Annotated in this window: 28 protein-coding genes and 1 tRNA gene; 21 read left to right on the forward strand and 8 right to left on the reverse strand. The window is 64.8% G+C overall.

Going from position 1 to position 26,355, the window contains the following annotated elements:
• Window positions 1-118: 118 nt before the first annotated feature.
• Genes AC1DW9_RS07470 through AC1DW9_RS07485 form a run of 4 tightly spaced genes read left to right on the forward strand, consistent with a single transcriptional unit; the run spans window position 119 to window position 3,661 of the window.
• Window positions 119-1,039 (forward strand): metal ABC transporter substrate-binding protein, encoded by a 921-nt coding sequence (locus tag AC1DW9_RS07470; RefSeq protein ID WP_441505632.1) that lies wholly within the window; start codon window positions 119-121, stop codon window positions 1,037-1,039.
• Window positions 1,036-1,944, forward strand: a complete 909-nt coding sequence (locus AC1DW9_RS07475) for a manganese/iron ABC transporter ATP-binding protein (protein WP_441505631.1) — start codon at window positions 1,036-1,038, stop codon at window positions 1,942-1,944. Before AC1DW9_RS07470 ends, AC1DW9_RS07475 begins: the two co-directional genes overlap by 4 nt.
• Window positions 1,941-2,801: a metal ABC transporter permease gene (locus AC1DW9_RS07480; protein WP_441505630.1), complete on the forward strand. Its 861-nt coding sequence runs from the start codon at window positions 1,941-1,943 to the stop codon at window positions 2,799-2,801. The genes AC1DW9_RS07475 and AC1DW9_RS07480 overlap by 4 nt, the downstream gene beginning before the upstream one ends.
• Window positions 2,798-3,661, forward strand: coding sequence for a metal ABC transporter permease (locus AC1DW9_RS07485; protein ID WP_441505629.1), 864 nt, complete (start codon window positions 2,798-2,800; stop codon window positions 3,659-3,661). The genes AC1DW9_RS07480 and AC1DW9_RS07485 overlap by 4 nt, the downstream gene beginning before the upstream one ends.
• Before the next feature lie 3 nt (window positions 3,662-3,664).
• Here AC1DW9_RS07485 and AC1DW9_RS07490 read toward each other — a convergent pair whose 3' ends face one another.
• Entirely contained in the window at window positions 3,665-4,675 is a 1,011-nt protein-coding gene (locus tag AC1DW9_RS07490; RefSeq protein WP_441505628.1) for an LLM class flavin-dependent oxidoreductase, read from the reverse strand.
• Between the two features lie 206 nt (window positions 4,676-4,881).
• On the opposite strand from AC1DW9_RS07490, the gene AC1DW9_RS07495 reads away from it, so the two are divergent.
• The 4 genes from AC1DW9_RS07495 to AC1DW9_RS07510 all read left to right on the forward strand — a co-directional run bounded on the left by AC1DW9_RS07495 (window position 4,882) and on the right by AC1DW9_RS07510 (window position 7,939).
• On the forward strand, window positions 4,882-5,481 hold the full coding sequence (locus tag AC1DW9_RS07495; protein ID WP_476775271.1) for a TetR/AcrR family transcriptional regulator: 600 nt from the start codon (window positions 4,882-4,884) through the stop codon (window positions 5,479-5,481).
• Window positions 5,482-5,574: 93 nt separating this feature from the next.
• Window positions 5,575-5,766 carry a hypothetical protein gene (locus AC1DW9_RS07500; RefSeq protein WP_441492216.1) on the forward strand — a complete coding sequence of 64 codons (192 nt, stop codon included), beginning with the start codon at window positions 5,575-5,577 and terminating at the stop codon, window positions 5,764-5,766.
• Window positions 5,767-5,950: 184 nt separating this feature from the next.
• The gene (locus AC1DW9_RS07505) at window positions 5,951-7,144 is read left to right on the forward strand and encodes a CaiB/BaiF CoA transferase family protein (RefSeq protein ID WP_476775272.1); all 1,194 of its coding nucleotides are present in this window, start codon (window positions 5,951-5,953) and stop codon (window positions 7,142-7,144) included.
• A 15-nt stretch (window positions 7,145-7,159) separates the two neighbouring features.
• Window positions 7,160-7,939 carry an enoyl-CoA hydratase/isomerase family protein gene (locus tag AC1DW9_RS07510; RefSeq protein ID WP_476775273.1) on the forward strand — a complete coding sequence of 260 codons (780 nt, stop codon included), beginning with the start codon at window positions 7,160-7,162 and terminating at the stop codon, window positions 7,937-7,939.
• Between the two features lie 9 nt (window positions 7,940-7,948).
• Here AC1DW9_RS07510 and AC1DW9_RS07515 read toward each other — a convergent pair whose 3' ends face one another.
• The 6 genes from AC1DW9_RS07515 to rpsU all read right to left on the reverse strand — a co-directional run bounded on the left by AC1DW9_RS07515 (window position 7,949) and on the right by rpsU (window position 13,162).
• Window positions 7,949-8,698, reverse strand: a complete 750-nt coding sequence (locus tag AC1DW9_RS07515) for a GntR family transcriptional regulator (RefSeq protein ID WP_441492183.1) — start codon at window positions 8,696-8,698, stop codon at window positions 7,949-7,951.
• A 146-nt stretch (window positions 8,699-8,844) separates the two neighbouring features.
• Window positions 8,845-10,173, reverse strand: coding sequence for a TRAP transporter large permease (locus AC1DW9_RS07520; RefSeq protein WP_476775274.1), 1,329 nt, complete (start codon window positions 10,171-10,173; stop codon window positions 8,845-8,847).
• Window positions 10,173-10,748 carry a TRAP transporter small permease subunit gene (locus AC1DW9_RS07525; RefSeq protein WP_441492181.1) on the reverse strand — a complete coding sequence of 192 codons (576 nt, stop codon included), beginning with the start codon at window positions 10,746-10,748 and terminating at the stop codon, window positions 10,173-10,175. Before AC1DW9_RS07525 ends, AC1DW9_RS07520 begins: the two co-directional genes overlap by 1 nt.
• A gap of 90 nt (window positions 10,749-10,838) precedes the next feature.
• On the reverse strand, window positions 10,839-11,954 hold the full coding sequence (locus tag AC1DW9_RS07530) for a TRAP transporter substrate-binding protein (RefSeq protein ID WP_441492180.1): 1,116 nt from the start codon (window positions 11,952-11,954) through the stop codon (window positions 10,839-10,841).
• A 483-nt stretch (window positions 11,955-12,437) separates the two neighbouring features.
• Window positions 12,438-12,815, reverse strand: coding sequence for a DUF6481 family protein (locus tag AC1DW9_RS07535; protein ID WP_441477526.1), 378 nt, complete (start codon window positions 12,813-12,815; stop codon window positions 12,438-12,440).
• A gap of 83 nt (window positions 12,816-12,898) precedes the next feature.
• Window positions 12,899-13,162 (reverse strand): 30S ribosomal protein S21, encoded by a 264-nt coding sequence (rpsU, locus tag AC1DW9_RS07540; protein ID WP_069882405.1) that lies wholly within the window; start codon window positions 13,160-13,162, stop codon window positions 12,899-12,901.
• 353 nt (window positions 13,163-13,515) lie between these two features.
• Between rpsU and proB the strand changes: the two genes are divergently transcribed.
• The 12 genes from proB to AC1DW9_RS07600 all read left to right on the forward strand — a co-directional run bounded on the left by proB (window position 13,516) and on the right by AC1DW9_RS07600 (window position 23,626).
• Entirely contained in the window at window positions 13,516-14,640 is a 1,125-nt protein-coding gene (proB, locus tag AC1DW9_RS07545) for a glutamate 5-kinase (RefSeq protein ID WP_441505624.1), read from the forward strand.
• 100 nt (window positions 14,641-14,740) lie between these two features.
• The gene (locus AC1DW9_RS07550) at window positions 14,741-15,982 is read left to right on the forward strand and encodes a glutamate-5-semialdehyde dehydrogenase (protein WP_476775377.1); all 1,242 of its coding nucleotides are present in this window, start codon (window positions 14,741-14,743) and stop codon (window positions 15,980-15,982) included.
• The gene (locus AC1DW9_RS07555; RefSeq protein ID WP_441492179.1) at window positions 15,979-16,590 is read left to right on the forward strand and encodes a nicotinate-nucleotide adenylyltransferase; all 612 of its coding nucleotides are present in this window, start codon (window positions 15,979-15,981) and stop codon (window positions 16,588-16,590) included. Before AC1DW9_RS07550 ends, AC1DW9_RS07555 begins: the two co-directional genes overlap by 4 nt.
• Before the next feature lie 150 nt (window positions 16,591-16,740).
• A complete protein-coding gene (rsfS, locus tag AC1DW9_RS07560) occupies window positions 16,741-17,070 on the forward strand; it encodes a ribosome silencing factor (protein ID WP_441477524.1) in 330 nt (109 codons plus the stop codon).
• Between the two features lie 12 nt (window positions 17,071-17,082).
• Window positions 17,083-17,562, forward strand: coding sequence for a 23S rRNA (pseudouridine(1915)-N(3))-methyltransferase RlmH (gene rlmH, locus AC1DW9_RS07565; protein ID WP_441505623.1), 480 nt, complete (start codon window positions 17,083-17,085; stop codon window positions 17,560-17,562).
• Entirely contained in the window at window positions 17,559-18,929 is a 1,371-nt protein-coding gene (locus AC1DW9_RS07570) for a murein hydrolase activator EnvC family protein (RefSeq protein WP_441505622.1), read from the forward strand. The genes rlmH and AC1DW9_RS07570 overlap by 4 nt, the downstream gene beginning before the upstream one ends.
• The gene (locus AC1DW9_RS07575; protein WP_441492176.1) at window positions 18,929-20,263 is read left to right on the forward strand and encodes a S41 family peptidase; all 1,335 of its coding nucleotides are present in this window, start codon (window positions 18,929-18,931) and stop codon (window positions 20,261-20,263) included. The genes AC1DW9_RS07570 and AC1DW9_RS07575 overlap by 1 nt, the downstream gene beginning before the upstream one ends.
• Before the next feature lie 125 nt (window positions 20,264-20,388).
• The gene (locus tag AC1DW9_RS07580; protein WP_476775275.1) at window positions 20,389-21,597 is read left to right on the forward strand and encodes a divergent polysaccharide deacetylase family protein; all 1,209 of its coding nucleotides are present in this window, start codon (window positions 20,389-20,391) and stop codon (window positions 21,595-21,597) included.
• On the forward strand, window positions 21,594-22,100 hold the full coding sequence (locus AC1DW9_RS07585; protein WP_441492174.1) for an RNA pyrophosphohydrolase: 507 nt from the start codon (window positions 21,594-21,596) through the stop codon (window positions 22,098-22,100). Before AC1DW9_RS07580 ends, AC1DW9_RS07585 begins: the two co-directional genes overlap by 4 nt.
• 142 nt (window positions 22,101-22,242) lie before the next feature.
• Window positions 22,243-22,629 (forward strand): phosphoribosyl-ATP diphosphatase, encoded by a 387-nt coding sequence (gene hisE, locus AC1DW9_RS07590; protein ID WP_476770380.1) that lies wholly within the window; start codon window positions 22,243-22,245, stop codon window positions 22,627-22,629.
• Between the two features lie 142 nt (window positions 22,630-22,771).
• Window positions 22,772-22,848 (forward strand) — tRNA-Arg (locus tag AC1DW9_RS07595).
• Between the two features lie 571 nt (window positions 22,849-23,419).
• Entirely contained in the window at window positions 23,420-23,626 is a 207-nt protein-coding gene (locus AC1DW9_RS07600; RefSeq protein ID WP_441492172.1) for a hypothetical protein, read from the forward strand.
• A 101-nt stretch (window positions 23,627-23,727) separates the two neighbouring features.
• On the opposite strand, the gene AC1DW9_RS07605 is transcribed toward AC1DW9_RS07600, so the two are convergent.
• Window positions 23,728-25,053, reverse strand: coding sequence for an MFS transporter (locus AC1DW9_RS07605; RefSeq protein WP_441505619.1), 1,326 nt, complete (start codon window positions 25,051-25,053; stop codon window positions 23,728-23,730).
• 126 nt (window positions 25,054-25,179) lie between these two features.
• Here AC1DW9_RS07605 and cyoA point away from each other — a divergent pair, with 126 nt between their 5' ends.
• Window positions 25,180-26,319: a ubiquinol oxidase subunit II gene (gene cyoA, locus AC1DW9_RS07610; RefSeq protein ID WP_441505618.1), complete on the forward strand. Its 1,140-nt coding sequence runs from the start codon at window positions 25,180-25,182 to the stop codon at window positions 26,317-26,319.
• Window positions 26,320-26,355 lie beyond the last annotated feature (36 nt).

A 26,355-nucleotide genomic window follows, 5' to 3' on the forward strand; every position in this document is an offset into this window, starting at 1 on the left:
AGCATGTTGAGACGCATTCGCAAAAATTGAGGCTTATCGCAAATCATTTGCAATTGCGTTGACAGATGCAAGTGATTTGCATTAGCGTAAATGGATCGAGCCTGTAGCAGGAGAGATCATGCCTTCGCGTCGACGCTTCACGATTCTGGCCGCCGCCATCGCCTTCGCGGCCGGTTTTGCAGCAACGAGCCAGGGAGTGTTGGCTCAGGCGGGGCAGGCCAAGCCGTTGCGCGTCGTCACGACCTTCACGGTGATCCAGGACATCGCGCAGAACGTCGCTGGCACTGCAGCGATCGTGGAATCGATCACCAAGCCCGGTGCCGAGATCCATGACTACCAGCCGACGCCGCTCGATGTGGTGAAGGCGCAATCGGCCGATCTCGTGCTCTGGAACGGCTTGAATCTCGAGCGCTGGTTCGAGCGCTTCTTCGAGAACGTCAAGGATGTGAAGAGCGCGGTCGTGACCGAAGGCATCGTGCCGATGGGCATCAAGGAGGGCCCCTATGAGGGCAAGCCCAATCCGCATGCCTGGATGTCGACGGCGAGCGCGCTGATCTATGTCGAGAACATTCGAAAGGCGCTGGCGGCTGCGGACCCTGCGAATGCCGAGACGTATTCCAGGAACGCGAAGTCCTATTCCGAGCAGATCAGGGCGATCGACGCGCCGTTGCGTGCCCGGCTCGACAAGGTGCCGGAAGGCCGCCGCTGGCTCGTTTCCAGCGAAGGCGCCTTCAGCTATCTCACGCGCGATTTCGGCTGGCGGGAGGCCTATCTCTGGCCGATCAATGCCGATGAACAGGGCACACCGCAGCAGGTGCGTCGCCTGATCGATCTCGTGCGCAAGAACACGATTCCCGCCGTCTTCAGCGAGAGCACGATCTCCGACAAGGCTGCCAGGCAGGTCGCCCGCGAAACCGGAGCGGCCTATGGCGGCGTCCTCTATGTCGACTCGCTTTCCGCCGAGAACGGGCCGGTACCGACCTATCTGAAGCTGCTGGAGGTGACCGTCGACACGATCGCGAAGGGGTTCGGGCAGTGAACATTCATGTGACTGGCCGACCGGGCGCGCTTGGCCTGACACCCTCGATCACGGTCGAGGGCGTGACGGTGCGCTACAGCAATGGCGTGACAGCGGTGAACGATGCCTCCTTTGCCCTCGGCGCGGGCACGATCTGCGCGCTGGTCGGCATCAATGGCTCGGGCAAGTCGACCCTGTTCAAGACGCTCATGGGCTTTCTTAAGCCGGCTCAGGGCCGCGTCGCGATCGCGGGATTGGAGGTGCGGCAGGCGTTGAAGCGCGGGCTCGTCGCCTATGTGCCGCAGTCCGAGGAGGTCGACTGGAGCTTTCCGGTTCTCGTCGACGATGTCGTGATGATGGGACGCTACGGCTATATGGGCCTGATGCGCATGGCCCGGCGCGCCGACAAGGAGGCCGTCGAGGAGGCGCTCGCGCGCGTCAATATGCTGGATTTCCGACGCCGCCAGATCGGGGAACTCAGCGGTGGCCAGCGCAAGCGCGTCTTTCTCGCGCGGGCGTTGGCGCAGGGCGGGCAGGTCATCCTGCTGGACGAGCCCTTCACCGGTGTCGACGTCAAGACCGAGGATGCGATCGTCGGCCTGATGCGGGAATTGCGGTCCGAAGGGCGCCTGATGCTGGTTTCGACCCATAATCTCGGCTCGATCCCGGATTTCTGCGACCAGGTCGTGATCTTCAACAAGACCGTGCTGGCGGCCGGCCCGACCGCGACCACCTTCACGGAAGCCAATCTGCAACGGGCCTTCGGCGGCGTACTCCGGCATTTCCGGCTCGGGGGCGCGCAACTCCACGACGATGCCGACGACCGGCGCGTCACCGTCCTGACCGACGACGAACGTCCGCTCGTACTCTATGGCGAGCGCGATCACGAGGTGGTCGTCGACGCCAGCAGGGATGCGGTCCGGTGATCGACCTCCTGCTCGAACCCTTCGCCTACCAGTACATGGTCAAGGCCATCTGGGTCTCGGCGCTGGTTGGCGGCGTCTGCGCCTTCCTGTCCTGCTATCTGATGCTCAAGGGCTGGTCGCTGATGGGCGACGCACTGGCGCATGCGATCGTGCCGGGCGTCGCGCTCGCCTATCTGCTGAAGCTGCCCTATGCCGCCGGTGCCTTCCTCTCCGGCCTGCTGGCAGCGCTCGCCATGTCCCTGGTCCGGGTGCGCACGCAATTGCGGGAAGATGCGGTGATCGGCATCGTCTTCACCACGTTCTTTGCTGTCGGGCTGCTGATCGTCTCGATCAACCCGACTTCGGTGAACGTCCAATCGATCGTGCTCGGCAACATCCTGGGTATCTCCGACGAGGACGTCGTCCAGGTCGCGATCATCGCCTTCGTCTCTCTGGTGATCCTGATAGTGCGCTGGAAGGACCTGATGCTGGTCTTCTTCGACGAGAACCAGGCACGCAGCGTCGGGCTCTCGCCGACGCGCCTGAAGATTCTCTTCTTCGTGCTCCTCAGCGCCTGCACGGTCGCAGCCCTGCAGACGGTCGGAGCCTGCCTCGTGATCGCCATGGTGGTGACGCCGGGCGCAACCGCCTACCTGCTTACCGACCGTTTCGGTCGCCTGATCATCATCGCGGTTGCGATGGGTGTCACGACCAGCGCGATCGGCGCCTATGCCAGCTACTTTCTCGACGGTTCGACCGGCGGGCTGATCGTGGTCTTCCAGACCGTATTGTTCCTGCTCGCCTTCATCTTCGCGCCTAAGCACGGCCGTCTTGCGGCGCGCCGGGCGGCCCGGGCCCTTCCGGAGCAAGCCGCATGAGCCTGATCGAAACCTGGTTCCTTTCGCCGTTCGCGCATGAGTTCATGCAGCGGGGGCTGATCGTCGCGGTGCTGGTCGGCCTCGTCTGCGCGGTGCTTTCCTGCTTCCTCGTGCTCAAGGGCTGGTCGCTGATGGGTGATGCGGTCTCGCATGCGGTGCTGCCCGGTATCGTGCTCGCCCATATCCTGAGCTTGCCGCTGGCGATTGGCGCCTTCGCTGCCGGGCTCGGCTGCTCCGTCGGTATCGGCTACCTCAAGCAAAACAGCCGGGTGAAGGAGGACACGGTGATGGGCATCGTCTTCTCCGGCATGTTTGCGCTGGGGCTGGTGCTCTTCGTCAAGGTCGATAGCGACCAGCACCTGATGCACATCCTGTTCGGCAACATGCTCGGCGTGCGTTGGGCCGATATCGGGGAGACGGCGCTGATCGCGGTGCCGACCATCGCGATCATGCTGGCGAAGCGGCGCGATTTTCTGCTTGTCTCCTTCGATCCGGCTCATGCGCGTGCCATTGGCCTGCCGGTCGCAGCGCTGCATTTCGGCTTGCTGATACTGCTGGCGCTGACGATCGTCGCGGCACTCAAGGCAGTCGGTATCATCCTGGTCGTTGCGATGCTGATCGCGCCGGGGGCCATCGGCTATCTGATGACGCGCCAGTTCGACCGAATGCTCATCGTGGCGGCCGGCGTCGCGACCGTCTCAAGCGTGCTCGGCACGATCCTGAGCTTTCATCTCGATGCCGCGACCGGCCCATGCATTGTCGTGGTCCAGGCCGGCTTCTTCCTCGCGGCGCTTGCCCTCAATCTCTGGCGCGCCTCGCGACGCGCCAGTCTCAGCGTCAGCGCGTCATGGGTGCAATGACGCTCACGCGGCCCTGGTCTGGTTTCTCGCCAGGCCCGGAACGATGCCGGAGAGGATCTCGTAGGAGCGCTTGCGAGCGCTGTGATCGTGGATCGGTGCGGTGACCATCACCTCGTCGGCCCCCGTCGCGTCGAGGAACGCATCGAGCTGGCGCTTCAGGCTTTCCGGCGAGCCGACGAAGGCGTAGCGCAGCATCTGCGAGACATGCGCCTTCTCGGCCGGGGACCAGTAGCTTTCGATATCGTCGATCGGTGGCTGCAGCTTGCCGCGCGTGCCGCGAATCATGTCGATGAAGCGCTGCTGGACTGAGGTGAAGAGATAGCGAGCCTCCTCATCCGTATCGGCGGCAATGACGTTGATGCCCGGCATCGCATAGGGCCGATCCAACTGCTCTGACGGCTTGAAGCGCTCGCGGTAGATCGCAAGCGCCTGAATCAGTGCGTCCGGTGCGAAATGCGAGGCGAAGGCGTAGGGCAGGCCGAGTTCTGCAGCGAGCTGCGCGCCAAACAGGCTGGAACCCAGGATCCAGAGCGGCACCTCGGTGCCTCCCCCTGGCACGGCCTGCACCACCTGCCCGGGCTGCACGGGCGCGAGGAAAGCCTGCACCTCGAGCACATCCTGAGGAAAGCTGTCCGAGGCCATCGGGTCGCGTCGCAGGGCCCGGACCGTGCGCTGGTCGGTGCCCGGAGCGCGGCCGAGGCCGAGGTCGATTCGGCCCGGATAGAGCGATTCCAGCGTTCCGAACTGCTCGGCAATGACGAGAGGCGCGTGGTTGGGCAGCATGATGCCGCCGGCACCAAGGCGGATGGTCTTGGTTCCAGCCGCAAGATAGCCGATCACCACCGCCGTTGCGGCGCTGGCGATGCCGACCATGTTGTGATGCTCGGCGACCCAGTAGCGGCGATAGCCGAGCGCCTCGGCGTGGCGGGCAAGGTCGAGCGAATTGCGCAGAGCGTCGCCGGGCTCCTGCCCCTCGATCACCGGGGAGAGGTCGAGGACCGAGAAATCAACCATGCAGCGCTCCTGCGTATCGACGCCCGGCTCATCATGCCGCGCCGGTGGCAGATGGGAGTGCTGCCGGCTTGCGTCCAGCCCCTTCGCGATCTGGCATGGCGCCAATGCAGAAGCGTTCTGGCGAGACGATCCATCCGCGACGCGGCACACTGGACGGCGGCTCGAAACGGCTCCAGAAGGGCGCAATCGATGCGGCGGAGTGAGATATGAAGCAGGAGATCAAGCAAATCTCGGCAGAGCTCCTGATCCGCAATGGCTACCAGGGCTTCCGCTTCCGGGATGTCGCAGACGTCCTCAACACGACGCGCGCGAACATCCACTACTACTACGGCAACAAGCTCAACCTCGCCGAGGAGGTAATTGTCGACTACGTCGAGCAGACGCTGGCCAACTGGGAGGCGAACTGGCGCAGCGACAAGAGCTTTGAAGAGAAGATCCATGGCATGATGGAGTCGAACCGTCAGCGCTATCTCCGCTACAATCCAACGGCCACGACCGCCAATCCCTGGAGCCTGATCGGCCGGATGCGGCTGGAGCAGGATGTGATCGGCCCAAAAGCGCGCGAGGCGCTGGCTCAGTTCGGTGCGACGCTCGAGAATCTCGTGGTCGCCGGAATTGATCAGGCCGTGGCACGGGGCGAGCTTTCCAACGACATCCCGCGCGGCGATATCGCGCTGCAACTGGTCGCCATCGCCAATAGCGCCGGGCCGATCACGCAGGATGGCGGGAATTTCGATCGGCTCGAGCAACTCTATCGCTCATTCAGCCGTATCGTGCACCATGCCTATGGTCCCAGGCGGGCCTAGCGCCCGGCTCAGGGAACGCTGAGGCGGGCTTCGCGTTTCGTTTCATGTCGCGGCGTATATCGCGACAATCAGTGATCCGAAGCGGGGGATGTCATGGCGAGCGCGGTCAAGAAGGCCAATCCGGCCACGCAAAGCCTGCGCAAGGAGCAGGCGGAGCAAAGGAAGGCGCAACGCGGGAAGGGCAAGGACGCCGAACTGAACGATGCTCTTCGGGCGACCTTTCCGGCCAGCGATCCTGTTGCCTTGGAAAGCCCGACGAGAACAGGAGCGGCGAAGCGGACGTGATCCGGTGGCTCAAGCTTCGACTATCGTTTGCATACATATTTCCTGGTTATTTGGGGCTGTCTTCGAATGCCTTAGCTGAAGGGGCCTGCATCCGCATGATTTTGCATGCAAGATGTGAGAGGCGTTGACGCCCCGCCGGGGTGCACCCATAGTCGGCGCCCTTGTCGCCAACGCCTGCCGAGCCATGCCCCGCCCGACGCCTTCCTCCGCCCTTGCGAAACTGCGTGTTCTCGATCTGTCACGTGTGCGGGCCGGGCCGACCTGCGCACGCGTCTTTGCGGATTTTGGTGCGGACGTGATCAAGGTCGAAAGCCCGCCGGGGCTCGATCCGAACGAGAACATGAGCGGCGCGCGGCATGGCTATGACATGCAGAACCTGCACCGCAACAAGCGCTCGCTGACGCTGAACCTGAAGACTGCCGAGGGCAAAGCGATCCTGCTCAAGCTGATCGAGAGCGCCGATCTGCTGATCGAGAATTTCCGCCCGGACGTGAAGGACAGGCTCGGGCTCGATTTCGACACGCTGCACAAGCTCAATCCGCGCCTGATCCTGGTCTCGGTCTCCGGATTCGGCCAGAGCGGTCCCTACCGGACCCGCGCCGGCTTTGACCAGATCGCCCAGGGGATGGGTGGAATGATGTCGGTCACCGGCCTGCCGGGGCAGGGGCCGGTGCGCGCCGGAATCGCCGTCGCAGACTCGGCTGCGGGCCTCTATGGCGCGCTTGGGGCGCTGGTGGCGATTACCGAGCGCGAGACGTCGGGGCTCGGTCAATGGGTCCAGACCTCCCTGCTCGAAGCCCAGATCGCGATGATGGATTTCCAGGCTGCGCGCTTCCTGGTCGAGGGAACGGTGCCGCCGCAGGCCGGGAACGATCACCCCTATTCGACGCCGATGGGCGTCTACGCGACGAAGAACGGCCATATCAATATCGGCGTCGGCGCCGAGGGCCATTGGCGCTCCTTCTGCAAGGCGATCGGTCATCCCCAACTCGGCGACAACCCGGTCTATGACAGCATGGAAAAGCGTTACGACAAGCGCTCGGAACTGCGGGTCATCATCGAGAGCATCCTGACCCAGAGGGATTCGGCGCATTGGCTTGCGGCCTTCGAGGACCATGCCGTTCCGGCCGGACCGATCTATGCCGTCGACGAGATGTTCGACGACCCGCAGGTGCAGCATCTCGGCATCGCACAGCCGGTCAGCCATCCGATCCTTGGGGATTTCAGGGTGGTGGGCGAGCCGGTCGGCCTGTCGCGGACACCCGCCGGCGTCGTCTCGCCGACGCCGGAGGCAGGGGAGCACAATGCCGAGATCCTGGCCGAACTCGGCTATGGCTCTGGAGCGGTCGCGCGGTTGCGCGAGGCCGGGGTGATCTGAAGGAGCAGCGGGCTGATGAACGACGAGATTCTTTACGATCTGAAGGACGGGGTCGGCACCATCACCCTCAACCGTCCGCAGGCCCGCAACGCGCTGACCTTCGGGATGTATGACCGCATCGCCGCGATCTGCGGCGATATCGAGGGCCATGGTTCACCCAAGGTGCTGGTCCTGATCGGGGCAGGTGACAAAGCCTTCGCTGCAGGCACCGACATCTCGCAGTTTCGTGCGTTCAACCAGCCAGAGGACGCCCTCAACTACGAGACGCGGATCGAGGAGATCATCACCACGATCGAGAGCTGTCCGCTTCCGACAATCGCGGCGATCTCGGGCGCCGTGACCGGCGGCGGAGCCGCCATCGCCTGTGCCTGCGATCTCAGGGTCGCGACGCAGTCGGCCCGCTTCGGCTTCCCGATCGCGCGCACGCTCGGCAACTGCCTGTCGATGAACAACCTCGCCCGGCTCGCCTCGCTGCTTGGGCCCGCGCGGGTCAAGGACATGGTCTTCACGGCTCGGTTGATCGAGGCGGAGGAAGGCCACCGCGCCGGCCTCTACGGCGAGCTGGTGGCCGATCATGCGGCTCTGCTCGCTCGGGTCGGAGAGTTGGCGCAGACCATCGCGGGTCATGCGCCGCTGACAATGCGCGCCACCAAGGAAGGCTTGCGCCGGATCGCCGCTGCACGCGGCCATGCCGACGACGAGGACCTCGTCCTGATGTGCTACATGAGCGCTGACTTCCGCGAGGGCATGGAAGCCTTCCTGGCCAAGCGCGCGCCCAACTGGCAGGGGCGATAGAGCTGCCCGTCAGGGCGTCTCATGCTCGTCATCGCCCTGCCGCGTTGGGGTCTCGGCCGCATGCTCCCCGCCCGGGTTGGCGGCGGCGAGGATGGCGGCGAGGCTATTGGCAAAATGGATCTGGATGAGCCGCGCCAGGCCCTCGCCATCGCGGGCGACAAGGGCGGCGAGCATGGCATCGTGCTCCTGCATCGCCGCTTTCCAGCGCGTGGGCTGAAGGTTCGGAAGGTATTTCGCGCGCTCGATGCGTGCGGACAATCCCTCCCAGGCTTCGAGCAGGGCCGCGTTGCGCGCCGCCTCGACAAGTGCCCGATGAATCTGCTGGTTGAGCGCGAAATACTCCAGCTGCTCGGCGCGCGCCTGGTGCCGCATCATCCGGTAATGCAGCATGCCGATCTCGGCGACGGTCTCGTCCGAGATGTTCTTGCAGGCGAGCCGCGCCGCCAGGGCTTCCAGGGTGCTGACGACTTCGTAGAGCCCCAGGATATCGTCGAGGGTCAGCGAGGCGACTTCGGCGCCGCGATTCTGCGTCAGTCTCACCAATCCCTGTGCTGCCAATGTGCGCAGGGCCTCCCGCAGGGGCGTGCGCGAGACGCCGAGCTGTTCGCAGATCTCCTGCTCCCGCAGCTTCTGTCCCGCCGGCAATTCGCCGGTGATGATCATCCGGCGCAGCGTCGCGACCGTCGCGCCATGCAGTCGCCCCTTGCGACCAGGCTGAGGGCTGCCGGTCTCGGGAACAGGCGTCGGCGTCGTGGTCATGAGGCCTCGGGTCACGGGCGGAACCTCGCCCTCCGTCCCAGCACGTCTCGCAGGGCCCTTGATCTGTAGGCAAGGCAGCGGCCCCGAACAAGCGGGGCCGCAAGGGCGGCAGGTTCCTGTCCTGCTCGCAGGATGCTCGGCGGCGTTCAGCCGTAAAGGTATTTCGGCAGCCAGAGCGCGATGCCGGGGAAGACATAGATCAGCACCATCGCGAACAGCACGATCAGCAGATAGGGCATCACGCCGGAGAAGATCTGGTTGATGGTCACGTGCGGTGGCGCGATGCCCTTCAGATAGAAGGGTGCCATCGCTACCGGCGGGGAGAGGAACGAGGTCTGGATATTCAGCGCGATCAGGATGCCGAAGAACAGTGGGTCGATATTGAAGAACTGCAGCAGAGGCAGGAAGATCGGCACGAAGATCACGATGATCTCGGTCCATTCCAGCGGCCAGCCGAGCACGAAGATGATCAGCTGCGCGACGATCAGGAACATGGTCGGCGACAGGTTCAACGCCGTGACCAGATCCTTGATCGGCTCGTGCCCGCCGAGAATCGCGAAGATCGACGAGAAGATATAGGAGCCGACGAAGAGCCAGCAGACCATCGCCGAGGTGCGCGCCGTCAGGATGACCGATTCCCTGACCTTGCCGAACGAGAGCGAGCGATAGGCTGCGGCCAGGATCAGGCTGCCGAGCGAGCCGATCGCGGCCGCTTCGGTCGGCGTCGCGAGCCCGAAGAAGATCGCACCGAGCACGGACATGATCAGGATGGTCAGCGGGAAGAAGCTGGTCATCAGCGCCCAGAGGACCTTGCTCCAGGGAACGTCCGTCTGTTCCTTCGGCAGTTTCGGCGCCAGCGCCGGGTTGAGGGTGCAGCGAACGATGACATAGACCATGTAGAGGCCCGCCAGCAGCAGCCCGGGGAAGAGCGCGCCCGCATAGAGCTTGGGGACCGAGACACCCGCGGTCGCGCCATAGAGGATCAGCATGACGCTCGGCGGTATCAGGATGCCGAGGCAGCCGCCGGCGCAGACGACGCCGGCCGAGAGCTTCACGTCGTAGCCGGCACGCAGCATGGCGGGAAAGGCGAGCAGCCCCATCAGCGTCACCACCGCCCCGACGATGCCGGTTGCGGTCGCGAAGATCGCGCAGGTCGCGAGCGTCGCGATGGCCAGCGAGCCGGGAACATTGCCGAGCGCGATCTGGATCGAGTGGAACAGCCTGTCGAGGATGTTCGCCCGCTCGATGATGTAGCCCATGAAGATGAAGAGCGGGATCGAGACCAGCACGTCGCTGGCCATGACCGAATAGGCTCGCTGCACGACCAGCGCGAATACATTGTCGCCCATCGCCCAGTAACCGAAGCCGACGCCGAGTGCCATCAGCGTGAAGGCGATGGGGAAGCCGAGCATGATGAAGAGAATGAACAGGACGAGCATGACCACGCCCAGTTCGGGATTGCCCAGTCCGAACATCAAATCGATCCCTCGCGGGTTGCGGCTTCCTCGAGGATGAGCTTCTCGGTCTCCTCGACATCATGCAGGCGAGGGGGCCATTCGCCCGTGCGCAGGCAGATGACGCAACGCGCCACCTCGGCGAGCCCCTGGACGAACATCAGGACCCCGACGATCGGGATCAGCGACTTGAAGTGATAGAGCGGCGGCCCGTTGGGAGAGTTCGAGGAATGCTCCCCGATCATCCAGGAGAAGGCGGCGAACTTGTATCCGGCCCAGGCCAGCGCGATGACTCCGGGGAAGAAGAACAGAAAATACAGCGCCAGATCGAGCCCGGCCTGCGTGCGCGGGGCCCATTGGCGATAGAGGAAATCGCCGCGCACATGGGCATTGCGTGCGAGCGCGTAAGGGCCGGCCAGCATGAACAGAGTGCCATAGAGAATGTAGCTGACGTCGAAAGCCCATTCGGTGGGTGCACGCAGGACGTATCGCGAGAAGACCTCGTAGCTGATCGCCAGGGTCAGGATCAGAATCGTCCAGCCGGCGAGTTTCCCGATGGCGGTATTGAACTTGTCGATCGCGAGCACGATGCCCATCAGGGTCTCCACGGCACGTTGCAGAGCTCGTCGGCGCAAACGCCCGCCAGGCCGGTTGCGGGTGGCGGGCGTCCGGATGCGGGCAGAGGCTCAGGCCTTGAAGAAGTGGGTGAAGGCCAGTTCGCGCGAAGGCGTGTTGACGCGTTCATAGGCGACGGTGCGCTTGACCCAGGCCTTCTGCGACTCGACCACCCTCTTGAAGAAGGCGTTTTCGGCAGAAAGCTTGTCGAGCACCTTGTCCCAGGCGACGAGCTGGGCCTTGAGGATCACCTCCGGGGTCGGGACGACGTTGACGCCCTTGGAGCGCAACATGTCGAGATCCTTGGAATAGCGGTCGAGCGCCTTCCAGATCATGTCGGAGGAGGCTGCTTCCGCCGCATATTTGATGATCGCCTTCTGCTCGGGGGCGAGCGCATCGAATTTCGTCTTGTTGAAGATGAGCTCGAAGCTCTCGGCTGCCTGATGGTAACTTTGCAGCATGTAGACCTTGGCGACGTCCTGGAAACCAAGGATCGAGTCGGAGGAGGGATTGTTGAACTCGGCGCCGTCGATGACGCCGCGTTCGAGCGCCGGCACGATCTCGCCACCGGCCAGAATCGTGACTGCGGCTCCCATCTCCTTCATCAAATCGGCCGCGAGGCCGACTGTGCGGTATTTCAGGCCCTTGAAGTCGTCGGGGGTCTTGAGCTCTTTCTTGAACCAGCCAAGCGGCTGGCAGGGCATCGGCCCGCTGAGGAAGCCTACGAGATTGAGCTTCAGGGTCTGGCCGACCAGCTCGTTATAGAGCTCATAGCCGCCGCCATGATTCATCCATCCCAGGAAGCTGGTTGCGTCCCAGCCGAGTGACGGAGGTGTGCCAAAGAGCGAGAAGGCTTTGTTCTTGCCGTACCAATAGGCGCAGACGCCATGCCCGCCATCGAGAATGCCGGCCGCGACCGCATCCTGCATCTGGAAGGCCGGGACGACTGCGCCCGCGGCGAGCACGTCCAGCTTCAGCCGGCCGCCGGACATGTCATTGACCCGCTTGGCGAAGTCGCCGGCGAATTCATGGAAGATGTCCTTGGTCGGCCAGGTGGACTGGAACTTCCACGTCACCGTTTGGGCGCGGCTGACCTGGGGCATGGCAATGGCGCCAGCGCCCGCAAGTGTTGCGACCTTGAGGAAGTTGCGACGATTCGAACGAGGTTTAGCGGTCTCCGTAGTCATGGATTCCCTCCCTGGGTGTGCCGCCATGTATCTGGCGTGTCGTTATTGCGGCCTGCTGGCCGCGATATCCCAGAGTTGCTGTATTCAGTTGCCGTGGCAAGCGATAGGCGTAATACTAAAGTCTTAGAAGTTCGATCGTGATTGCCTTCGCGACTGCACAAGAACGGGAGAGGCTATGCCGCTTCAGAGGCAAGGGAGTGCCGTTGCGTTAGTGGAGCCTGATGTCAGGTCGACTGAGCAAGGCCGAAAATCGGCGATAAACGCCGGATTTCCGGAGTTTTCCTCCGTGGCGCAGGGCCAGGAAAGAGCCTGGGCGCGACGGGAAGAGGGCGCTTGCGCCCTTGAGGCAAAGTGCAATTGCTCGTCGCTGCGAAGGAGGAGCATTGCGAAAACAGAAAGAATGAGGCGCGCGTTACACGCGGCTCATTCCCGTATCGTCGTCTTGGGATCGAGGTCTTTCGACCCCGGAAGGCGGAGCGTCGCTCAGCGGCGGCCTTTGCCGGCAGCGCGCATCTGCATGTACTGGACGGCCTCGAGCAGAACCTTGCGGGGGCGCTCGGCATCGCGCTTGGCCTGTTCGGCCTTGCGGGCGGCCTCACGCACCAGTTCGGCCTGACGCTCGGCTTCCTCCTGGGCGGCGCGTTCGATCGCCGCGAGGCGCTCAGCCTCGACGCGGGCAGCGGCCTTTTCGGCGTCGCGGACAGCGCGTGCATCGGCAATGGCCTGGCGCTCCGCGCGGCGCTGCTGCATGATCGGGTCATCGGCCTTCGGCCGTGCCTGGAAACGCTCTAGCAGCGCCTTCTTGGCATTGGCGGAGTTGGACTGACGATCAGTGAAGCTGCGGTCGTTCGGGTTCTTCAAGGTCTACCTTCTTGGGTTGAACGGGCTCTAACTCGCGAGCCCGCGGGGGCAATAATCCAGAACTGGCCGGATGTGTATTGTAATCAGCGCGCAGGCGCTGCGCCTGCGGCGCGGGTCGGCTTCGCCTTGGGCTTCGGCGCGGCGATGAGACCTTCGCGCTGAGCCTGCTTGCGAGCGGCCTTGCGGGCACGGCGAACGGCATCGGCCTTTTCGCGGGCGCGCTGCTCGGATGGCTTCTCATAAGCTGAGCGGCGCTTCATCTCACGAAAAACGCCTTCGCGCTGCAATTTCTTCTTAAGCACTCGCAGCGCCTGGTCGACGTTATTGTCGCGGACGAGAACCTGCATCCTGGTTTCCTTCATTCGAAATGCGAAAACATCGCGCTGAACCCGGGCCCGAGATCCAGCGAAATCTTCGCAGCGTCATGTTGAAGCGCACCAGAAGGCCGCGCGCCGGTTGTTCGATCTGAGCGGGGAAGGTCGTCGGCGGGCACATTGACATGCGCAGGACCGCGGCGTTCGGCCGAATATCGACGGCCGCCATATGGCCTCTCGAACAGTGAATGTCAATGCAATTGCCGGGGTTCAGGCATGCTTTTGCATGGGCATGCATAGCCGAACGGGCGGCGGCGCGCTTTACAAGTGTCGGGTTTTCGCCAACAGGCAATCCTCGCTTCCGTTACTCGATCCTGGTCTTCTCCGTGAACACGCCGTCGCTGAGTCAGTTCCGCCGCATCGTGGTCAAGGTCGGTTCGGCCCTGCTGGTCGACCGCGAGCGCGGCCGGCTGCGCCAGGCCTGGCTCGCCGCGCTCGCTGAGGATCTCGCCGAACTGCACTTGCGCGGCGCCGATGTGCTTGTCGTCTCGTCGGGGGCAATTGCGCTCGGCCGGACCGTGCTCAGACTTCCGAGCGGTCCGCTGCGACTGGAAGAAAGCCAGGCGGCTGCGGCCGTCGGGCAGATCGCGCTGGCGCGGACATGGTCCGAGGCGCTGGGACATCACGGGCTGACCGCCGGACAGATCCTGCTGACGCTGGCGGATACCGAAGAGCGCCGCCGCTATCTCAATGCGCGCGCCACGCTTGGCCGCCTGCTCGATCTGCGCGCGATTCCGGTGATCAACGAGAATGATACGGTCGCGACGACCGAAATCCGCTATGGCGACAATGACCGCCTCGCCGCGCGTGTCGCGACCATGGCGGGCGCCGACCTGCTGGTGCTGTTCTCCGATATCGATGGGCTCTACACGGCGCCGCCGGCGCGGGACCCGGCTGCGCGCCATATCCCGCTGGTCGAGCTGATCACGCCGGAGATCGAGGCCATGGCGGGCGGAGCAGCGTCCGAACTCTCCCGCGGCGGGATGCGCACCAAGATCGAGGCGGGCAAGATCGCGGCGGCGGGCGGCACTCATATGCTGATCGCCGATGGGCGGACGAAGAACCCGCTCAGTGCGATCGTGGCTGGCGGGCGCTGCACCTGGTTTCTCTCGGCTTCGACGCCTGCGACGGCGCGCAAGACCTGGATTGCTGGCTCGCTCGAGCCGCGCGGCACCCTGTATGTCGATGCAGGGGCCGCTCGTGCCTTGCGCGGTGGAGCGAGCCTGCTGCCTGTCGGCGTCAGCCGGATCGAGGGTGAATTCGCGCGTGGCGATGCCGTGCTCATCCGTGATCCGGATGGGCGGGTGCTCGGACGGGGGCTGGTGGCCTATGATGCGGGGGAGGCGGGGCTCGTGCTCGGCAAGGCCTCGCGCGATATCGAGGCGATCCTCGGCTATCCCGGGCGCGCCGAGATGATCCACCGTGACGACATGGCGCTCGGTGTCGGCTAAGGTCGCCGGGCTCAAGGAAACGGGTGAGTTGACGATGACTGGCGAAGGCGCGCTGCGCGTGGTTTCTGCAAGCGATGGCCAAGAGGAAATCGGCACGGTCATGCATGGGCTAGGCCGGCAGGCCCGCGCTGCTGCGCGGCTGGTCGCGCTTGCGTCGGCTGAGCAGCGCAACGCGGCGCTGATGGCGATGGCCGAGGCCCTGCGCGAGCGTGCGCCGGCGATCCTCGCCGCCAATGCGCGAGACCTCGATGAGGCGCGCGGCGCCGGCCAGAACGCCGCCTTCATCGACCGTCTGATGCTGGACGAGGCCCGGTTGGCGGCGGTTGCCGAAGCGGTGGCGGGCATCGCCCTGTTGCCCGACCCCGTCGGTCGCGCGCTCGCCAAATGGACCCAGCCCAATGGCCTTGCCTTCGAGCGCGTGGCGACACCGCTTGGCGTGATCGCGGTGATCTTCGAAAGCCGCCCGAATGTCACCGCCGATGCCGGCGCGCTTTGCCTGAAGAGCGGCAATGCCGCGATCCTGCGCGCCGGCTCGGATAGTTTCCGCACCTCGACCGAGATTGCTGCAGCGCTCCGCCAGGGACTGGAAACTGCAGGGTTGCCGGGCGACGCGATCCAGCTGGTGCCGACACGTGACCGCGCAGCGGTTGGCGAGATTCTGGCGGGGCTCGGCGGTGCCGTCGATGTCGTCGTGCCGCGCGGCGGCAAGAGCCTGGTCGCCCGTGTCCAGAGCGATGCGCGTGTGCCGGTCTTCGCGCATCTCGACGGCAACTGTCATGTCTATATCCATGGAGCCGCCGATCTCGACATGGCCAAGGCGATCGTGCTGAACGCAAAGCTGCGCCGTACCGGCGTCTGCGGCGCGGCCGAGAGCCTACTGGTCGATGCCGCCTGTGCTGCAACCCATTTGCAGCCGCTCCTCAGGATGCTGGTCGAGGCCGGTTGCGCGGTTCGTGGCGATGTCGCCGCACAGGCGGCCAATCCGCAGGTGACGCCTGCAACCGAGGCGGACTGGGCAACCGAATATCTGGACCGGATCATTGCGGTGAAGGTGGTCGACGGGCTTGATGCGGCGATCGCGCATATCGAGCGCTACGGTTCGCACCATACAGATGCAATCGTGACTGCCGACGAGGCGGCGGCGCAGCGCTTCCTGGCCGAGGTCGATTCAGCCATCGTCGTCCATAATGCCTCGACCCAGTTTGCCGATGGCGGCGAGTTCGGCTTCGGCGCCGAGATCGGCATCGCGACGGGGCGTATGCATGCGCGCGGGCCGGTCGGTGTCGAGCAGCTCTGCTCCTTCAAATACCGGGTTCATGGCAGCGGCCAGATCCGGCCGTGAGGGCAGAGGATCTGCGCCTGCCGCCCCATGCACCGGGCCTTCGGATCGGCTTGTTCGGCGGGAGCTTCAACCCGGCACATGACGGTCACCGCATGGCGAGCCTGACGGCGCTGCGTCGGCTGCAGCTCGACCGCGTCTGGTGGCTGGTCACCCCGGGCAATCCGCTCAAGGACAATGCGGCCCTGCCATCGCTCGGCGAACGCATTGCGACGGCGCAAGAGCTTGCCGATCACGCCCGCATCCATGTCACCGGGGTCGAGGCGAGCCTGCGCACCCGCTATACCGCCGATACCCTGCGCGCCCTCAAATTGCGCTGCCCTGGCGTCCGCTTCGTCTGGATCATGGGGTCCGACAATCTTGCGGGTTTCCACCGCTGGAACGAGTGGCGAGCCATTGCCCGGATGATGCCCATCGCCGTGATCGACCGCCCGGGATCGACGCATCGCGCGGTGGCTTCGCCGGCCGCCAACTGGCTGTCGCGCTGGCGGGTTTCCGAGAATGCCGCTGCCGCCCTGCCGCTGCTGGAGCCCCCCGCCTGGGTGTTCCTGCATGGCCGGCGCTCCGAGCTGTCCTCGACCTATTTGCGCCAGTTGGCTGGTCGCGATTGAATTTCGACCTCATATCGCTTAATTTAGGATCGTCGCGCTGAGAGCGCGTCGTCATGTGAGGATACGGAACTGAACCGTCAAACCCTTGGTGAAGCCGAGCCGAAGCCGCTTCCCCAGGCTGCTGTCCCCGGAAACCCGTCCGCCGACAGCGTGGCCCTCGCAATCCATGTTCTCGAAGATATGAAGGCCGAGGACATCACCGTTATCGATCTGGTTGGCAAGACTTCGCTGGCTGACGCGATGATCATCGCGTCAGGGCGCGTGAACCGCCATGTCGCCTCGATTGCCGACAGCCTCGTCGAGGCCTTCAAGAAGACGGGACTGCCGACGCCGAAGGTCGAGGGCATGCCTGCCTGCGACTGGGTGCTGATCGATACGGGCGATCTCATCGTCCATGTCTTCCGGCCGGAAGTGCGCCAGTTCTACAATCTGGAAAAGATGTGGGGCGCCGACCGCCCGAATGAGCGGCTCGTCGGCTGATCCTGATTTCCGGTGCGGCTCGCCATCATCACCGTCGGCCGGCTCAAGGACGGGCCGGAACGGGACCTCTGCGAGCGCTACCGCGAACGTAGCCATGGTCTCGGGCGCAGCCTTGGTCTGACTGGGCCCGATGTCACGGAGCTGCCTGAAAGCCGGGCGCGGCGGCCTGAAGAGCGCAAGCGCGATGAGGCTGCCGCGATCCTTTCAAAGCTCTCGCCGGGGCTGCTGATTGCACTTGACGAGCGTGGCAGGAGCCTGACGAGCGATGCCTTCGCCGGCAGGATCGCGGCCTCGCGAGACGCCGGTACGGGCACCGCGAGCCTCGTGATCGGCGGTGCGGACGGGCTGGATGAGACCATTCGGGATCGTGCTGATCTGACGCTGGCCTTCGGGGCCCTGACATTGCCGCATCAGCTCGTGCGCGTGCTTGCGTTGGAGCAGCTCTACAGGGCCATGACGATTATCGCCGGACATCCCTATCATCGCGCATGACGTCCGCCGCATCAGTGATTCGAGCCAGTTCGCGCCGCCTCGGCAGCGCCGCTTTGCTATGGCTCGCGCTCGGTCTCGGTCATCTGGCGGTCAACGCTCAGGAGCCGGGGCCCGATCCGGATCGCGTGGCGCCCGAAATCGCGCAGAAACAGGTGGAGAAACAGGCCCGCGAAGCCGAGTTGAAGGCGATCGAGGAACGGCTGGCCGGCAATGCCGAGGCGCGAGCCAAGCTGGAGGCTGAGATCGCCACGATCCGGGCCGATCGGGCCGGTCTCAACAAGGCGCTGCTCGAGACGACGACCCGTACCCAGGGGGTCGAACGTCGTATTGGCGCGATCGAGGAGCGGCTGGCGCTTCTGCAGACCAGCGAAACCGCGATCCGGCGTTCCCTCGAGGGCCGCCGCGGCTTGATCGGCGAAGTCCTGGCCGCGCTCCAGCGGATCGGCCGCCGGCCGCCGCCGGCCGTTCTGGTGCGGCCGGAGGATATCCTGGAGGCGGTGCGCGCCTCGATGCTGCTCGGCGCTGTGGTGCCCGATCTGCGCCAGGAGATCGAGATCCTCAGCACAGATCTCGGCGAGTTGGTGCGGTTGCGCGGCGGGATCGCGGAAGAGCGCAAGGCGATGACCGGTGAGCTGGAAACGCTCGCGGGCGAGCGCCAGCGCCTTGCTTCGCTGATCGACGCCAGGCGCGAGCGCGAGGCCAGCGCCGCCAAGGATATCGAGGCGCAGCGCGGGATGAGCGGAGAGCTTGCGGCGCAGGCGAAGGGTCTGCGCGATTTCGTCGAGCGCATCGAGAAGGAAATCTCCGTCGCGAATCGCGCCGCGGAAGCGGCGCGCCAGGCTCTGGAGGCCGAGACCCGCGAGCAGCGGCAACGCATGGCGGCGCTCGCTTTCAAGGACCCCGCCCGGCTTGCGCCGAAGATCGCTTTCGCGGAAGCTCGCGGCATGCTGCCGCTGCCCGCTGCCGGATCACAATTGCGTGGTTTTGGTGACAATGACGGCGTTGGCGGCACGACGCGCGGAATTTCACTGACAACCCGCCCTAATGCCCTAGTTTCGGCGCCTTCCGACGCTTGGGTTGTTTACGCTGGGCCGTTCCGCTCCTTCGGGCAACTCTTGATCCTGAACGCGGGTGGGGGGTACTATTTGCTCTTGGCCGGCATGCAGCGGATCGACGTGTCGCTGAACCAATTCGTCCTTGCCGGGGAACCGGTTGCGATGATGGGTCAAACGTCGGAAGCTGCCGCGACGATCGTAGGTTCGGGGACTGGGGAACCGGTTCTCTATATTGAGTTCAGAAAAGACGGCGTTTCGATCGACCCGGCACCGTGGTGGACGAAATCGCAAAGCGAAAAGGTTCGCGGATGATGCGCAAGGTCTCCCTCGTTCTCGCCGGCGCAATCGTTGGCGCGGGCCTTACCAGTCTGGCGACGCAGACCCACCTGCTGTCCTCGACCAGCGCGGTCGCGGCCTCGGCCGAGGTCTATCGTAGCCTCAACCTGTTCGGTGACATCTTCGAGAAGATTCGCACCGACTATGTCGAGAAGCCCGACGAGCAGAAGCTGATCGAGGCCGCGATCAACGGCATGGTCTCCTCGCTCGATCCGCATTCGGCCTATCTCGACGCCAAGAGCTTCCGTGACATGGACACGGACATGCGCGGCCAGTTCGGCGGCCTCGGCATAGAGGTCACGATGGAGGACGGCGTCCTCAAGGTCGCCAAGCCGATTCGCGACACGCCCGCCTCCAAGGCCGGCATCCTCGCCAACGACATCATCAGGGAGATCGATGGTGACCAGGTGAAAGGCCTGAGCCTGACCCAGGCCGTGGAGAAGATGCGCGGCATCATCAACACGCAGGTCAAGCTCAAGATCGAGCGCCCGGGCAAGCCGGATCCGCTGGAGTTCACCCTGACGCGTTCCACCATCGTCGTCCCGGCGGTCGAGGAGCGGGTTGAGGGCGATGTCGGCTATATCCGCATCGGCACTTTCAGCGAGCAGACCTATGAGGGCCTGCGCAAGGCGCTCGACAAGGTCAATGCCGAGATCGGTGTCGACAAGATCAAGGGCTATGTGATCGATCTGCGCAATAATCGCGGTGGCAGGCTCGACCAGTCGGTGCTGGTGTCGGACGCGTTCCTGGAGCGCGGCAAGATCGTCTCGACGCGCGGTCGCAATGCCGAGGAGACCCAGGTCTTCAACGCCAAGTCGGGCGACCTGACCAAGGGCAAGCCGGTCGTGGTTCTGATCAACGGCTCTTCGGCCTCGGCGGCCGAGATCGTTGCCGGCGCCCTGCAGGATCACAAGCGCGCAACCGTGATGGGCACGCGCTCGTTCGGCAAGGGCTCGGTGCAGACCGTGATCCCGCTCGGCTCGAATGGCGGCCTGCGCCTGACCACGGCGCGCTACTACACGCCATCGGGCAATTCGATCCAGGCCAAGGGCATCACGCCGGATATCGAGGTCGTCCAGGAAATTCCGCCAGAGCTCAAGGACAAGCTGACGGACAACAAGGGCGAGGCATCCCTGAAGGGCCATCTCAAGTCGGGCGACGGCAAGGATGAGCAGTCGGGTTCGGCTTCCTATGTGCCGAATGACCCGGCCAAGGATACGCAGCTTCTTGCCGCGCTGAATCTGTTGCGGGGTGTCAAGAAGGACGTCGCCGGCCCGGTTCCGACCCCAGAGCCCGCCAAGCCGAACTGATCTCCATCCGACTGGGAGGAGAGCGCCGTTCTCCGGCGCTCTCGACTGCTGGCCCCGCACGCGCCAAGACTAGGCGTGCGGGCCGCTGATTCGGGTCCGATTCGAACAGCTGAGGACGGCTGCCCTTGGCCGGAACGCCGCTTACCGAGCTCGATCGGCCCTTGGGGCAGGGTCGCCCGGTGCGCCACGGCAAACCGTGGGCGCGCTGGCTGTCGCTTGCCCTGAGCGGGGCGATGGGCTGCGCGGCACTTGCGGTGATTGCCATCCTGCTGTTCCGGCGCGATCCCGACGGTGGCGAGCCGATGGCGACTGCCGCGATCGAGATCAGGCAGCCTTCAAGGGAAATCGCGGCCGCACCTGCCGCCGAACCGAATGTCACAGATCCGCGCTCCCAATCCACAGCGCGCCAGCTTGAAATCGAATCAGGGGTGACCGTCGTGCGCCCCGGGGCAGAGGCCCCCGGTGCGATCGTCATCACGATTCCCGATAGCGGCGAGGTCAAGCTCGCGCCGGCTCCCGACAGCCGGCTGGTCGAACGCAGCCGGTTCGGCCTTCTGCCGAAGGTGGCGCCGGACGGCGCGACACCGATGCAGGTCTATGCCCGCCCGTTAGGTCCGGCGCCTGAGACCAAGCCGGCGGGCCGCATTGCGCTTCTCGTCGGCGGGCTGGGCATCAGCCAGAATGGTACGGCAGATGCGATCACGCAGCTGCCTGGCGCGGTTTCGCTGGCCTTCGCGCCTTATGGAGTCGAGCTGGAGCGCGTCGTGCAGCGGGCTCGTGGCGACGGCCATGAGGTCTTCCTGCAGGTGCCGATGGAACCGTTCGACTATCCCGACAACGATCCCGGGCCGCATACCCTGCTCTCGGGCCCCAAGGCCGCGGAGAATCTCGATCGGCTGCATTGGGTGCTGGGTCGCTTCACCGGCTATGTCGGCATCGTCAATTTCCTCGGTGGCCGGCTGACGGCGGATGAGAACGCCCTGTCGCCGGTCCTGCGCGAGATCGCCGGTCGCGGGCTGATGGTCCTCGACGACGGCTCGTCCTCGCGCAGCCAGCTCGCGAGCGCGGCAGCGCGGGCGCAGATTCCGGCACTCAAGGTCGACAGGGTGATCGATACGGTCACCCGCGCCGATGCGATCGACCAGCAGCTGCAGCGGCTTGAGACTCAGGCGCGCGAACAGGGTGTGGCGATCGGCGCGGCGAGCGCGCTGCCGGTCTCGATCGAGCGCATTGCCCGCTGGGCCAAATCTCTGGAGGCCAAGGGCCTCGTCATCGTGCCGGTCAGCGCAGCCCGCGGACTGCGCAATCCCTCCACAACAGGGTCCCTGAAATGACCGAGCCGCCTCCCGGCTATCGCCCCTGCGTCGGGCTGGCCTTGTTCAACCGCGACGGGCTCGTCTTCGTCGGGCGCCGGGCGGACAAGACCAAGCGCGAGCATGTTGCGCCGGGCTTCGCCTGGCAGATGCCGCAAGGTGGCATCGATCCCGGCGAGACGCCCTATCAGGCGGCGCTGCGTGAGCTGCAGGAGGAAACCAATGTCACCTCCGTCTCGCTGCTGGCGGAGGTGCCCGTCTGGCTGAGCTATGATCTTCCCGTGGATATCGGCCAACAGGCCTGGAAGGGTCGCTGGCGCGGCCAGGCCCAGAAATGGTTCGCCTTCCGCCTCGACGGTCCCGACAGCGAGATCGATATCCTGCACCCGGCAGGAGGTCACAAGGCAGAGTTCGAGGCCTGGCGCTGGGCACGGCTGGAAGAGACGCCCGATCTGATCATTCCGTTCAAGCAGGCCGTCTATCGCGACGTGGTCCGGTCCTTCGCTCCCTTCGCTGCGGACTGATCATTCCAAGTTCGTCTCGGCGTGAAACAAACATTTCGCGCCCTGCGATTTGCTCTACCATTTCCTGGGGAGTGATTCGCGCTGCGTGCTGCCTGATGCTCCCTGTCACGAAATGCTCACATGAGGGGGTGAGGCTCGCGATATGGTTGATTCGGTTTTCAAGCTTCACACTGCGGTCCTTGCCGCGCGCACGCGCGACCCGGCCTTTTCGCGCACCGCCAAGCTCATCGGCGAGGGGCTGCCGAAGATGGCCAAGAAGCTGGCCGAGGAGGCGGTGGAGGTCGGGCTGGAAGCGGTCCAGGCCGACCGCGAGCGGGTGATCCTCGAGAGCGCCGACCTGATCTACAATCTCGTCGTGCTCTGGAGCGAGATCGGTATCGCGCCCGCGGATGTCTGGCGCGAGATGGACCGGCGCGAACAGCTCTATGGCATTGCCGAGAAATTGCCGAAGAATCGCGCCGCGAAGCAAGCGCGACAGGAAAGCGCCGAGGTTGCCGCAATTGGCGGGGGTGGCTTGCGCGAAGACTGAGCATCCCGCGCGTTTTTGGCGCGCTTGCCCCCTCATCCCCGGGAATGTCAGATTTCCGGGAAGACGGGGGTTGCCAAGCCGAAGCGTTGCGGTTATTCCCGCCACATCAGATCGACGCGGCCACGGCCGAGCCACCTGATACGCGCCCGTAGCTCAGCTGGATAGAGCATCAGACTACGAATCTGAGGGTCAGAGGTTCGAATCCTTTCGGGCGCGCCATTTTTGGCTCCTTCTCAGGAGCACTGCTTACGGTTCGTTTTCAGGGCCATTTGTAAGCTTTCATTCAAGCACGATTCAGCGCTCTGCACTCGGCCGAAGGCCATGGGGTGGTCGATCTTCGCCAACGCGTGTCGTTCTGCCAGCGATCGATCCGGCCGCGTGTCGGTCATGTGCCCGGTCGTCCCATGATTTCGGCGCGGTTCGCGCGATCATGGCCCATTTGACCCCACGCGCCTATCGCGGGGCCTGCTGGGCCGAATCGTCGTGCATCCAGTCTCTCGATCGCCTGCTGAGCATTCCCCGTGAGCAGGGTGGTTGTTGCCGCTCCTTGTCGACCGCAAGGCAGCGCCGCTGCCAAGCGCTGGCGACTGCGCGCCAATTCGAAGCGGCGTGGCTCAGCGTGAGATCCGACGAACGACCGGGCGCAATGGACTGAGCATGATGCGGCACCGTCACTGCTCAGATGCTGCGATCCGTTTTGGGGGCGAAGCCGAAGAGATTGCCACCCGATCGGTCCACGGCAGGGGAACAGCTGCCGTTCAAGGACGTTGCGCAACCAGGAGGACGCGCGATGAAGGCTTCAGTGATGACGCTATTGCTACTCACCGCATTGGCGGCGAGCGCCTGCAACACGACCCAGCAGAGGATCGGCGGTGCCGCTGCCGGAGCGGGAACGGGCGCACTTGTCGGTGGTCCGGTCGGTGCGGTCGTTGGGGGCGCTGCGGGGGCGGTCACGGCTCCCACCGTGGTGCGCGCAACACGGCGTGCGACGCGTTAGCCGTAGGCGCTGAGCGGCCGCTGACTTCGGACCATTTCAGCCTCTTCCACCGCCTCAGGCTCGGCGCGGACGCATATCATCGCTTGCGGGTTGCGGGTGGTTCAGCCGTAACGCCCCTCGAGCCGCCGATCGATCCCTAGTGCCGCGAGCGTGCAGAGCGCGCCCGAGAGCAGATAGACGCCAACCCAGGCGAGCCCGAATTGGCTGGACACGGTCAGCGCCACGAGTGGCGCGAAGCCCGCGCCGAGCAGCCAGGCAAGATCCGAGGTCAGCGCTGCGCCGGTATAGCGGTACTGGGTGCCGAAGCTCGAGGCCACGGCGCCGGCAGTCTGGCCGTAGGAGAGCCCAAGCAGGCCAAAGCCGATGATCACGTAGATCGTCTGCCCGGCCAGGCTGTCGCCGAAGAGCAGGGGGGCGATGATGCTCGACAGGCTGAAGAGCGCGATCATTCCGCCAGACACAAGGAGCGTGTTGCGGCGGCCGATCTGGTCGGCGATCAAACCGGAGGTGACGATCGCGCCGAAGCCAACCACGGCGCCGGCCGCCTGCACCATCAGGAATTCCGAAACCGAACGTTCGGTGAAGAGGTTGATCCAGCTCACCGGGAAGATGGTGACGAGGTGGAACAGCGCGAAGCTCGCCAGTGGCACGAAGGCGCCGAGGATGAGGGTGCTGCCGCGCGCCCTGACCAGTTCAAGGACCGGCATGGGCATGAGCTCGCGGGTTTCCATGAGCTGGGCGAACTCGTGGGTTGCGACCATCCGCAGCCGCGCGAACAACGCCACGACATTGATCGTCAGCGCGACGAAGAAGGGGTAGCGCCAACCCCAGTCGAGGAAATCTTCCCGCGACAGCGAGCCTTCGAAATAGGCGAACAGCCCGGCGGCAAGGATGAAGCCAAGCGGAGCACCGAGCTGTGGCAGCATGGCGTACCAGCCGCGGCGGCCGGCGGGCGCGTTGAGGGCGAGCAGGGAGGAGAGCCCATCCCAGGCTCCGCCGAGCGCGATGCCCTGCAGGAGCCGGAAGATCGCGAGAATGATGCCGGACCAGATGCCGATCGTGGCATAGCCGGGCAGGAAGGCGATGGCGGCCGTCGCGCCACCGAGGAGGAAGAGCGCAACGGTAAGCTTGGCCGCGCGGCCGTGGCGACGGTCGATCGCCATGAACAGCACTGTGCCGATCGGGCGGGTTATGAAAGCCAGCGCGAAGATCGCGAAGGCATAGAGCGTCGCGGTCAGCCGGTCGGCGAAGGGGAACACCAGCTCGGGAAAGACCAGAACGCAGCCGAGACCGAAGACGAAGAAGTCGAAATATTCGGAAGTCCGGCCGATGATCACGCCGATCGCGATCTCGCCGGGCGAGACATGGTCGCGCCCGTGCTCGTCCGTCAGGTGGCCCGATGTATGGTTCGCTGCCTCAGCGCTCATGACCGGGAACCCCTCGTTATCGGGCGGGTCGGATCGTACGGGCTTGCCCGCACCTCATGCAAATGGATACGGTGGATCGCAGATACCCGTCAAACCTTCGCAATGGGACAGATTGTCTGATGGGTGATGCGAAGGAATGGGCATAGAGAAGGTTGTTCCGGCGGCAGGGAGGTCTCGAGTCTCTTGCGGATCCTTCGATTTCTAACGGTTCTGCCTGTTTTCGCGATGCTCGGCGGCTGCCAGATGGTGCTCTTGGCACCGTCCGGCGATGTTGCCGTGCAGCAGCGAAACCTGCTGCTGACCTCCACGGCGCTGATGCTCCTGATCATCGTGCCGGTGATGGCGCTGACGGTGTTCTTCGCCTGGCGCTACCGCGCTTCGGCCAACGCGACCTATGACCCCGACTGGCACCATTCGCTGCCGCTCGAGGTGGTGATCTGGGCGGTTCCGTTGCTGATCATTATCGTCATCGGTGCGATCACCTGGATGGCCACGCATCTGCTCGACCCCTACCGGCCGCTCGGGCGCATCAGCGCGGCGAAGCCGGCTGCCGCTGCGAGGATGAGCGAGAACGCGCCACCGCAAGGGCCGTTGGTCATCCAGGTGGTGGCGCTCGACTGGAAGTGGCTGTTCCTCTACCCGGAGCAGGGCATCGCCTCGCTCAATGAGGTCGTGGCGCCGGTCGACCAGCCGATCGAATTCCGGATCACGTCCTCCACCGTCATGAATTCCCTCTTCATTCCGGCGCTGGCGGGGCAGATCTACGCCATGCCGGGCATGCAGACGAAACTCAACGCCGTGATCAATCATCCCGGCGATTTCGAGGGCTTCTCGGCCAATTACAGCGGCGCCGGCTTCTCCGACATGCGCTTCCGTTTCCGCGGCGTCGACCGCCAGGGCTTCGAGGCCTGGACCCGAGCCGCGCGCGAAAAGGGCGGGCCACTCGGACGCGAGGAATATCTGGTGCTGGAACGCCCAAGCGAGCGCGAGTCGACGCGGCAGTTCCGCGATGTCGCACCGGACCTGTTCCAGGCGGTCCTCAACATGTGCGTCGATCGCGCCAAGATGTGCACGCGCGACATGATGGCGATGGATGCCAAGGGCGGCGGCGGCAGGGAGGGGATCTCGACCGTGATGGCGCTCGAATACGACAAGAGCGTGCGCCGGGGCGGGCAGCCGATGCCGCCGCGCCCCTTCGTCACGGCGATCTGCACACCCGCCGACGTCTACGGTACCGCGGGCGTCACCGCCCGCGTTGCCAACTGAACCGCGTCCGAGATGGTCGCCGCTAGCGAGACGAGG

The organism is Allobosea sp. P4_E12, assembly GCF_056401655.1.

Coding starts and splice junctions, on each gene's coding strand:
- AC1DW9_RS07470 (WP_441505632.1), top strand. CDS start 119: ATGCCTTCGCGTCGACGCTTCACGATTCTGGCCGCCGCCATCGCCTTC.
- AC1DW9_RS07485 (WP_441505629.1), top strand. CDS start 2,798: ATGAGCCTGATCGAAACCTGGTTCCTTTCGCCGTTCGCGCATGAGTTC.
- AC1DW9_RS07490 (WP_441505628.1), bottom strand. CDS start 4,675: ATGGTTGATTTCTCGGTCCTCGACCTCTCCCCGGTGATCGAGGGGCAG.
- AC1DW9_RS07495 (WP_476775271.1), top strand. CDS start 4,882: ATGAAGCAGGAGATCAAGCAAATCTCGGCAGAGCTCCTGATCCGCAAT.
- AC1DW9_RS07500 (WP_441492216.1), top strand. CDS start 5,575: ATGGCGAGCGCGGTCAAGAAGGCCAATCCGGCCACGCAAAGCCTGCGC.
- AC1DW9_RS07505 (WP_476775272.1), top strand. CDS start 5,951: ATGCCCCGCCCGACGCCTTCCTCCGCCCTTGCGAAACTGCGTGTTCTC.
- AC1DW9_RS07510 (WP_476775273.1), top strand. CDS start 7,160: ATGAACGACGAGATTCTTTACGATCTGAAGGACGGGGTCGGCACCATC.
- AC1DW9_RS07515 (WP_441492183.1), bottom strand. CDS start 8,698: ATGACCACGACGCCGACGCCTGTTCCCGAGACCGGCAGCCCTCAGCCT.
- AC1DW9_RS07520 (WP_476775274.1), bottom strand. CDS start 10,173: ATGTTCGGACTGGGCAATCCCGAACTGGGCGTGGTCATGCTCGTCCTG.
- AC1DW9_RS07525 (WP_441492181.1), bottom strand. CDS start 10,748: ATGGGCATCGTGCTCGCGATCGACAAGTTCAATACCGCCATCGGGAAA.
- AC1DW9_RS07530 (WP_441492180.1), bottom strand. CDS start 11,954: ATGACTACGGAGACCGCTAAACCTCGTTCGAATCGTCGCAACTTCCTC.
- rpsU (WP_069882405.1), bottom strand. CDS start 13,162: ATGCAGGTTCTCGTCCGCGACAATAACGTCGACCAGGCGCTGCGAGTG.
- AC1DW9_RS07550 (WP_476775377.1), top strand. CDS start 14,741: ATGCATGGGCTAGGCCGGCAGGCCCGCGCTGCTGCGCGGCTGGTCGCG.
- AC1DW9_RS07570 (WP_441505622.1), top strand. CDS start 17,559: ATGACGTCCGCCGCATCAGTGATTCGAGCCAGTTCGCGCCGCCTCGGC.
- AC1DW9_RS07575 (WP_441492176.1), top strand. CDS start 18,929: ATGCGCAAGGTCTCCCTCGTTCTCGCCGGCGCAATCGTTGGCGCGGGC.
- AC1DW9_RS07585 (WP_441492174.1), top strand. CDS start 21,594: ATGACCGAGCCGCCTCCCGGCTATCGCCCCTGCGTCGGGCTGGCCTTG.
- hisE (WP_476770380.1), top strand. CDS start 22,243: ATGGTTGATTCGGTTTTCAAGCTTCACACTGCGGTCCTTGCCGCGCGC.
- AC1DW9_RS07600 (WP_441492172.1), top strand. CDS start 23,420: ATGAAGGCTTCAGTGATGACGCTATTGCTACTCACCGCATTGGCGGCG.
- AC1DW9_RS07605 (WP_441505619.1), bottom strand. CDS start 25,053: ATGAGCGCTGAGGCAGCGAACCATACATCGGGCCACCTGACGGACGAG.
- cyoA (WP_441505618.1), top strand. CDS start 25,180: ATGCGAAGGAATGGGCATAGAGAAGGTTGTTCCGGCGGCAGGGAGGTC.